This window comes from Chryseobacterium sp. DT-167, from assembly GCF_058310155.1.
On the sequence record NZ_JBZEEQ010000066.1, the window covers coordinates 1 to 676 of the forward strand.

Below are 676 nucleotides of genomic sequence, written 5' to 3' on the forward strand. Positions count from 1 at the left end.
GGAGCGAGATGCTCGCGATGCCGAGCGCCGAAGCGGCCGTGTCGGAACTCGTCGGAGCTCGATCGTCGGCCCGGTGATCATCCGGTCCGGTGGCGGCGTCGCGGTGACGAGCGCGGTGTCAGCCGGCGAGGAGCGCCGAGGCGGCCTGGCGGCTCAACCACATGCGCGCCTTGTCCCAACTCCAGCCCATGTCGTGCAGGTTCCGCAGGGCGGGGATGCCGAAGTAGAACCAGAGGATATCGAGCACGTCCTCGTGCGAGAGGTCCTTCCTGAGCCAACCGTTCTCACGGAGATGGTGAGCGAGCGGGGCGAGGTTCTCTCGGTACGCCTGTTCCGTGGTCGTGACCGCCTCGGCGATCACGGGGTCGTTCGGCGCCGTGTCGTACATGACGACGACGAGCGGGAGCAGCTTCTGAATCGACTCGCACACGCCGGCCGCGAGCTCGTCGATCGACTCCTCCGGGGTCGTCGTCCGGCGGACCTTCACCGCCGTCTCCTCGATGAGCGGATCGCTCGTTCCGTTCCGCATGAGGGCGAGCACGATCCCGGACTTGTTGCCGACGCTCCCATACACGGTGGTCACCGCGACGTCGGCCCGCTTCGCAATGTCCGCGACGGTCGTGTGCGCGAAGCCCCGCTCCGTGAACAACTCCTCCGCCGCCGCGAGGATCGCGTG

1 protein-coding gene is annotated in these 676 nt (G+C 68.0%); it reads right to left on the reverse strand.

The genetic code is table 11. The features are described from left to right. Positions 1-118 precede the first annotated feature (118 nt). Positions 119-676, reverse strand: a 558-nt coding sequence (locus tag AC4FQ5_RS19765) for a TetR/AcrR family transcriptional regulator (protein WP_491146289.1), incomplete at its 5' end; no start/stop codon positions are given.